The sequence below is a fragment of the Pseudaeromonas pectinilytica genome, from assembly GCF_054780855.1.
The window spans coordinates 1-8,410 of the sequence record NZ_BAAGVN010000117.1; the positions used below are offsets into that span (position 1 = coordinate 1).

Annotated in this window: 4 protein-coding genes and 2 pseudogenes; 2 read left to right on the forward strand and 4 right to left on the reverse strand. The window is 49.0% G+C overall.

Features of this window, described 5'->3' with window-relative positions:
• Window positions 1–240: 240 nt before the first annotated feature.
• Window positions 241–738: a RadC family protein gene (gene radC, locus ACYVG7_RS08505; protein ID WP_460882726.1), complete on the forward strand. Its 498-nt coding sequence runs from the start codon at window positions 241–243 to the stop codon at window positions 736–738.
• 78 nt (window positions 739–816) lie between these two features.
• Here the strand turns inward: radC and ACYVG7_RS08510 are convergent.
• Window positions 817–1,083 (reverse strand): annotated as a pseudogene (locus ACYVG7_RS08510) (helix-turn-helix domain-containing protein); the annotation flags it as partial.
• A gap of 132 nt (window positions 1,084–1,215) precedes the next feature.
• Between ACYVG7_RS08510 and ACYVG7_RS08515 the strand changes: the two are divergent.
• Complete coding sequence (locus ACYVG7_RS08515; RefSeq protein WP_460882727.1) at window positions 1,216–3,141, forward strand: sensor domain-containing diguanylate cyclase; 1,926 nt, start codon at window positions 1,216–1,218, stop codon at window positions 3,139–3,141.
• A gap of 93 nt (window positions 3,142–3,234) precedes the next feature.
• On the opposite strand, the gene ACYVG7_RS08520 is transcribed toward ACYVG7_RS08515, so the two are convergent.
• From ACYVG7_RS08520 to ACYVG7_RS08530, 3 genes and pseudogenes are all read right to left on the reverse strand, one after another.
• On the reverse strand, window positions 3,235–4,464 hold the full coding sequence (locus ACYVG7_RS08520; RefSeq protein WP_460882728.1) for a sensor domain-containing diguanylate cyclase: 1,230 nt from the start codon (window positions 4,462–4,464) through the stop codon (window positions 3,235–3,237).
• A gap of 231 nt (window positions 4,465–4,695) precedes the next feature.
• Window positions 4,696–7,548 (reverse strand): DEAD/DEAH box helicase, encoded by a 2,853-nt coding sequence (locus tag ACYVG7_RS08525; RefSeq protein WP_460882729.1) that lies wholly within the window; start codon window positions 7,546–7,548, stop codon window positions 4,696–4,698.
• A gap of 9 nt (window positions 7,549–7,557) precedes the next feature.
• Window positions 7,558–8,325 (reverse strand): annotated as a pseudogene (locus ACYVG7_RS08530) (DNA methyltransferase); the annotation flags it as partial.
• Window positions 8,326–8,410 lie beyond the last annotated feature (85 nt).

Consider the following 8,410-nt stretch of genomic DNA (forward strand, 5'->3'; position numbering starts at 1 on the left):
AGAGTAGGCAGAGAAAATCCAAGCAAAACAACACGTTAGACGGTGTTATTAATTCGCTTGCCGCTTAAGGTTCTGTACATGAGTGACGCCATCGAGCTTTACCAGCTTTGGGAGCTCAACTTCCAGAGCTACCGTCAGATCAACACCTTCCAGACCTCGCTCACCACAGCCTGATTCACATAACAGTCACGCCACCGCCAGCCTGGAGCCGGAGGTGGTGTTTTCTATGGAGAACTCACCATGAGTCACAGCAAATTCAAAGCCGGAGAAACCCAAGGCACCTATATCCTGACTGAGCCCGCAACAGCAGAGGAAATATTGGCTATGGCCAACCGACTAGCCAGAGCCCGAGTCACCAAGGGCAAGGCGCTCACCTCGCCCAGCCTCACCTACAGTTGCCTGCAGACCCTGCTGCAGGGCTATGAGCGGGAGGTGTTCGCTATCCTGTTTCTAGATAGCCAGCACCGCGTCATCAAGTTTGAAGAGTTGTTCCAAGGCACGCTGGATGCCGCGTCCGTCTACCCGCGTGAAGTGGTCAAAGCGGCACTAGCCTGCAACGCGGCGGCGGTGATCCTGGCACACAACCATCCATCCGGCTTGCCTGAACCCAGCCGAGCTGACCGTTCACTGACAGAACGACTCCAAGTAGCCCTAGCCACCGTCGAGATCCGCGTGCTGGATCATCTGGTGATCGGCACCGAAGGCAGAGTGTCGATGGCGGAGCGAGGCTGGCTATAACGACCAAGGAGAGTAAAAGAGGAGTCAGGGGCACTTGCTGAACTAAACCGCGGAATAGCCCCAGGATCAGGTGTTCAATCAAACGATGGGATTGGCTAACCGGTCCGATAATTTTTCAACCAACTCCAACAACATGTTCCGATCCGCTGAGTTCAACCGAGCCAAGTGATGCGCGAGGACCACTCCTTTCTCCGTCGGGCGATTACTACTCTCTCGCAGTAATTCAGCAATATCGCAATCAAATAGCTGAGCCAACTCCGCTAACCGAACAATGGTCGGCACAACCAATCCACGCTCCATGCGCGAAACCGCCTCCAGCCCAATACTGAGGTGCTCAGCAACCTTTATACCTGCATAGCACGACATCGGACCATCGACACATATCTCGATAATTGATATCCGTGCAATGTTTCTTCAACTTCTAACCTGATATTTTTATGGCTATATTTATGCGCAGATCACTTGGAACAATCCAGCATGACAACCTACCCAATCCCGCCGAATGAAAATGAGCGGCTAAATGTGCTTCATGCTCTCAATCTTCTCGATACACCGCCTGAGGAGGTTTTTGATCGCATAACCCGATTAGTCGCACGCGTTCTCGATGTCCCGATTGCGCTAGTTTCATTAGTTGATACGGATCGACAATGGTTCAAGTCTCGTGTTGGTCTGGACGCGATAGAAACTCCACGTGAACTAGCCTTCTGTGCACACGCCATCGTGCAGACTTCACCGATGATAGTGCCAGACGCAACGCTGGACGAACGCTTTGCGGACAACTCTCTTGTTACGAGTAATCCGAATATACGCTTCTACGCTGGTGTGCCATTACGCAGTGTCAGTGGACTATCGATAGGCACCCTTTGCGCAATCGATTCCAAACCACGAAAGTTAAACGCGGACGAAATTAACATCCTGATCGACCTCGCTGCAGTGATCAGCAAAGAAGTACAAATGCGTGAAGCAATGATCCTGAGTCAGGCAACCTCAGAGCTAGCGAAAAAAGCTGTTGAGACCATTGAAGCACGGTTTAGAACCGTATTCGAACGTGCTGGCGTGGGAATTGCGCTGGTTGCTCCAGACGGTGGTTGGTTACGTGTCAACGATGCCTTGTGTCAAATTGTCGGTTACAGCCAAGATGAATTCGTTAAGCTTACTTTTCAGGACATTACTCATCCAGACGATTTGGACTCGGATTTATACCTGTTACGACAGTTAATCGATGACGAGATAGACCGTTACCAATTAGAAAAACGGTATATCACTAAATCAGGTAATACCATTTGGATACAGCTAGTCGTCACCAAGCAAATGAGTCCTCAAGGTGAGTTGGAATATTTCGTATCAATTATTAAAGATATACAAGAGCGCAAAGAGGCAGAGGCATCACTGACTGAACTTCGCAAGGATCTGGAAAATCGTGTAGAAACAAGAACCAGAGATCTACGGTTAGCCAATGAAATGCTCTCATCCTTCATGGCTCAACAACTTCAATCTGAGCAGGAGCTACGCAAACGCGAAGCTGAGTTGCAGATGGTGCTCCAAAACGCAAACGATGCTTATGTTTGTATTGACCATAACGGTGTGATCCGGGACTGGAATCAACAGGCAGAACAAACCTTTGGTTGGAGTAGCCAAGAGGCTATTGGCCGCCGATTGGATGAAATGATCATCCCAGTCACCATGCGCGAAGCTCATCGTGCAGGATTACGGCACTATCTAGCGACCGGTGAGCTCAACGTGTTAAACAAGCGCATGGAACTGACAGCTGTACGCCGTGATGGCACACTATTACCTGTTGAAGTGCGGGTTAGTCCATTATCCATTGATGGAAAAACTATCTTTAGTGCGTTCTTGCATGACATCACTGAGCGTAAACAGGTAGAGGCAATCCGCGAACACGAGGCAACGCATGACCCATTGACGGGGCTGCTTAACCGCCGAGGCATGTTCGATTTATTGTCTCAAGCTATTGCTCGCGTCAAACGAACTCGAACATCTCTTGCGCTGCTCTTCATCGATCTGGATGGATTCAAACAAATTAACGACAGATATGGCCATGACGCCGGTGATGCCTTGTTGCGTGAGGTAGCCGCTCGTTTACAAGCTAGTATTCGGCAGACAGATACTGCTGTGCGCCTTGGCGGGGATGAATTCACTGTAATATTGGAAAACATTAAGCACGGTATTCCCGATGCCAATATGTTGGCGCAAAAAATACTGGAGACCCTTCAGCACCCGATAAAACTCGATTCAGTAACCGCCACCATCAGCGCGAGTATCGGCATTTCGATGCATCACCCTGATGATGAAAGATCTGCCGACCAACTGGTAAATGCCGCTGATTCGGCGATGTATACCGCCAAGCATGCGGGTAAAGCTCAGGTTTGTATCCATAAGTAACTAGATGTTCACAGATCAATCCGCCACGAATCGACGGCACCTCGCTCCCCTGTGAGATGCCGATTCTCACTATTCAAGCCAAATTAAATCTTTTTATGCGATACATACACGATTTCTACCTTCGTTTTTTGCATGATATAAAGCACTATCCGCTTCTAGTAGTAATGTTTCTTCAGTCTTTATATGTGAGGTATTATCTGAATAGGCAATACCAAAGCTCATGGTGACAGAAAAGTTGCCTTCATTCCTTTCAAACTTTAGCTCAGAAATTGCTTGACGGATACGCTCTGTAATTAACAGAGCATCTGTGGCATTGGTTTCACCCAGTATAATTAAAAACTCCTCACCACCATAACGCCCAACACAATCATGACTCCTTAAGTGGTTAGTTAAACTTTTACTGACCTCTTTCAGCGCTGTATCACCAGCAACATGACCATATGTGTCGTTGACATGTTTGAAATGATCTATATCAGCAAGTATTACAGTAGTAGGCTGTTTTTTTCTTGTGTCTTTTTCGATGGTGTTTTTTAGGAATTCCATTATAGCGCCCCGATGAAAAACACCAGTAAGTGCATCCCGAGAAGACTGCTCTTTGAGTTGCGCCAATGCATTTACCAACTGATTGTTTATGTCATAGATGTGTTGATAAAGACGGCTTTTTTCGACTAAAAATGATATTTGCCTTGCAAGGTTAATAAATGTTTTTTGGTGGGCATCAATGTATGTGTTCTTTTCTTTGCTAGAGAAGAAAATGAAACCGATAGGCTTACCATCTGCAATGAGCGGGCAGGTTAAACTTGATTGAATGCCTTCAGCAACTATTAATTTAGTTGACAATGAATTAGGATGTTCAACTAAATATAGTTGCAGATCATTAAGAATGCGGGGTTGTTGTGTGGTTAGTATCCCCTCTAAACTACTACCACTTAAAAAAGCAGTATATCCCTTTTTGATCATTATTTTTTCTGGGTAATTGCTTTTTGTCCAATGAGCGAAAATCCGCTCATAATCATCAGATATTAATGCGCAGCCGATCCTATCGTAAGGTATTATTTCATGAAATGTGTCATATATGCGATTTAAAACCTCATCAAGAACACTGCCTTTACTGATTTCAGTGGATATTTCTTGAATTTTATTAAACCCATCAAGTCGGGCATCAAGCCAGGCAGCCAACTGAACAAGATCAGATTCAAAATCGAGAATGGATTCTATGTTGGTATCCTTCGGGAAAGATAAGGAACATTTGCCTTTTTTAATTTTTTTTATGGCTTCTCTGTATGAAGCTAACCGTTGAACTGATAGTGTTACATCGTTCATATCTTGTCCTTATCGGTACTGCGTTGACTTTTTATAGCATAGCGTCTGTTTAATCGATGATGCGAATAATACCTTGAGATCGTGATTTCCATCTAGATCTCTATCGCAGCGTGACATAATGGGTCATCAAATCACCTTCGCCGACAGTAAATTCAGCAGCAAGCGCCATCAGACCCGTAAAGCGATTTTTGCCCCTTCATGATCCCAGAAAAAGATCATGAATATAATCAATTAGCTATTCACCTCATGCTCACTCACCAGGCCGTCAATACTGCGGCTCAGGTCGATATTGTCGTGAGGGATGAGCACGTAGCGCCACGGTTTACCTGAATGTTCGATAGCATGTTCGTTGGCGTATTTACACCAGCGTACAGCGGCTCTTGCTTTGGCTTGAACTTCGACTGAAGCGACGTCCATTGCTTTTTTGGGCTCGATCAGCAGGAAAGCATCTTGGGTCTCCACCACGAAGTCCGGTTCATAGTTCTGGCCATTGGCATACTCGATCCGAAACTGACCCGGTGCAGGCTTCATCCACTTGAGCACGCTGGCATCCCCTTCGAGGATCTGCGCCAGACGCCACTCACCATCCACCGAATCGAACTTCTGGTACGGATAGCAGCATTTGCTAAAACCCATGAACAGCATCTGTCGCACCCGGCTCTTCTCTCCTGCCGGAACAGGCGCCCGGAAATCTCGTGGTTGTTCATCGTGGGCGTAGTTGAAGGTGGCCGGGTGCAAAACATCAAACCCTTTGGTGATATGGCCGATGTAATCGGTTGGTGTCGTCCACATATGCTTCTGCATCTGCGCCCAGATGAAATTAGCCAAATGGAGGCCTTGGGTTTTGAGCAAGACTTCGGCTTCTTCATCGGTTAGATAGGTTTTCAGATGAGCAACCATCTGCCCAGCAAGACGGTATAGGGTTGCCGCATGCTCGTCATAATCAATTTCGTCATGATCGAAGAGGTAATGAACCAGGTAGTCCTCCAACCGCGCTTCGGTCATGCCACCGCGCGCCCAACTGATGGTGCTGGTGCTGTTATCTTTCAAGTTGCGCAGCAACATTTCCTGGCTACCTGGCCGCATGGCAATACTGCTCAGTCCACCGAGGTCAAACTCGCTAAATCCGTAGTTCACCTCGCGCGTCGGCAGAATAACAATCTGCGGAATATCGATGGTGTATTCCGCCAGCTTTTCCGTGATCTGCCCGACCAGCACACCGATACTCTTTTCGTCCATCTCCACCGGAGCAACCGGCGCAGGCAAGTTCATACCGGTAAGCTCAGGCTGTTCCTCAGTAGTAGAGACGGGGGGGAATATCTCCTTCATCACCTGCTGCACCTTGCGCGTGACGCTTTGCAGCACTTCGGGCGTGTTCAGCTGTTTGCTGCTCCCCAGTCGCTTAGCCTCTTCACTAACAATCTTGACGGTTATCTCCGCCACGCGCCGTTGGGCTTCGGTAGCCAGAACCGGCTTTGAGGGAGTATGACCATCCGCCTTCGTCGCCACATATGCCGCGAACGGCTCCTTAATTTGGTTCCCTTCACCATCGGTCGGCAAGCGCCCTAACAAGGTTTCAGCCAGTGAAGGCACTATCACTTGATTAGGCTTGTGCTCCGGGATCCCGTTTTCATCATCATCCGCACCGATAAACAGGGTCTGCTTGATGATGGAGTCTTCCTCATTGGCGCGATCGATGATCTCCTGAAAGCGGTCGTGTGCAATGATCGTCAAACGATCAACCGCCTCCACACCGGTGCGTTTGCCATAGGGCAGACGCAAGCCGCGGCCAATGGTCTGTTCGGTCAAAATCTCGGACGCAGATGCCCGCAAAGGCACTATGGTGTAGAGGTTGGTGACATCCCAGCCCTCTTTGAGCTTGTTAACGTGAATGACAATCTCGGTGTTCTTGTCGTGTTCTACCGCTAACAACCGCTGCGTATTTTCGTCCGACTCCTGCCCGGTCTGGTTGGAGTGAACGGTAATGACCTTGCCCTTATAGGCACCATTGAAGAATTCGTTATCTTCGATCCTGACCTTGATGGTTTCGGCGTGGGTTGTGTCCTGTGCCACCACCAGCATAAAGGGCTTAACCAGTGGCCGACCAGTGTTGTTGGCATAGCTGGCCAGTTCGGTCTTCACATATTCATGATGGTGGATACCATCTTCCAGCTTGATGGTTTCAAGCTGCTGCTCACTGTAGCGACTGGCTTTGAAGTCTTTACGGGTGGCAACTGCCGGGGTCTTGATATAGCCGTCATTCAACGCACGGGCCAGCGGATAGTGATAGACGATATTTTTAAAATCGCGTGGCTTGGCCCCAGTGGTTTTCGGCGTGGCGGTCAGCTCGATGCCCAGTACGGGTTTGAGATCATTGATGGCTGTTGCGCCAGAATCTGCATAGTAGCGGTGTGCCTCATCCATCAGCACCACCAGATCAGGTAAGTCAGCCAAATAGTTAAAGTAGGAGTCGCCGATATACTCCTGGATGCGACGGATCTTCGCCTGCTTGGATTTGGCCGCCCCTTGCTTGTTCTCCAGCGCATTGATCTTGGAGACATTAAAAATGTTGATATGCGGCGCCGTCTCCGCCGCGAACATATCGCCCGTCATGCTCATGGTGACGGTTTGATCCAGGCGCACACCACGCCCTTCCTGATAGTCATCACCAGTGATCAACACGGGCGGCGTCTGGGCCAGTTCCGGGATGCCCTGAAACACATATTTGGGCGAGCCCGGCAGGAAATCCTGTTTCAGCTTTTCATAGATGGTCAGGTTTGGCGCCAACACAAAGAAATGGCTGCTACGACCGGTCAGATAGAGCCATGCAATCATGGCCCCCATCAGACGGGTTTTACCAACACCGGTTGCCAAGGCAAAACAGAGTGAAGGAAAGTCACGCTCAAAGCTCTTGAAGGGCAGCTTCTCGGTTTTGAGGAGCTCAATCCAGCGCAGCAGATCCGGCTCTTTATCCAGCTTTAACTGCTCCAGCAGACGGCAAAGGATCGCGAGCGATTCACTCTGTGGCTTGCGCAGGGAAAGACGTGCGCCGATCTGGTTGGCAATAGTGGTCCCGTTGCTCATGGCTGTTCCTTATTCTTCGCTGTCGTCATCCGCCCACTCATCGTCCTGCTCTTCCGGCAGCACGTTCAGAGTGAAGCTGTAATCGTCATGATCCCACTCGCACTTGTTCAGAATTACCTTGGGGATCTTTTTCAGCGTCAAATTCGGAAACTCGGCACCCTCGGCCATAAACGCCTTGCAGCAAATCAACAGGCTGCGCTCAGCACCCACCTCTTCGCTGATGCGCTTAAGCTGGTCATAGGCCAGCGAGCCTGTGGTCACGTAGATATAGTCAGTTTCAGTGCTGTAGCCATGGTTCCAGAACTGGGTCTGGCTTGGGGCGTAGGTAAAGCCCATATGCTTGCACATGGCTTCGGCAAGCATCTCAGCGTTATATTCTTTGTTGATGACCCAGTTACCCCAGTCATCTTTTTTCAACAAGGATGGCGCCAAGCGCAGATAACGGAAACCACCACCGCCTTGCCAATTCACGGCCTTGGTAATGCCGCCTTGATCTTCACCATCAATCACTTTCTTCAGGCGCGGAACAATATGGGTATGGCAGTGCTCACCCAACTCCACCATGATCCAGCGGCGACCCATTTTGTGGGCAACAGCTCCAGTCGTCCCAGAACCAGCAAATGAATCTAAAACGATATCACCTGGATTCGTTGCAATATGTAGGATTCGTTCAATCAGTCGCTCAGGTTTTGCGGTATCAAATGGATTCTTGCCAAATAATGCAAGCGACTCTTTTTTTGACTCATCAGTATTTCCTACTTCCTCGTGCGGCCACCAAGCTGTCTCTTGATCAGATCTTGATCCCCTGCGCCATCAGATCCTTGGCGGCAAGAAAGCCATCCAGTTTACTTTGCAGGGCTTC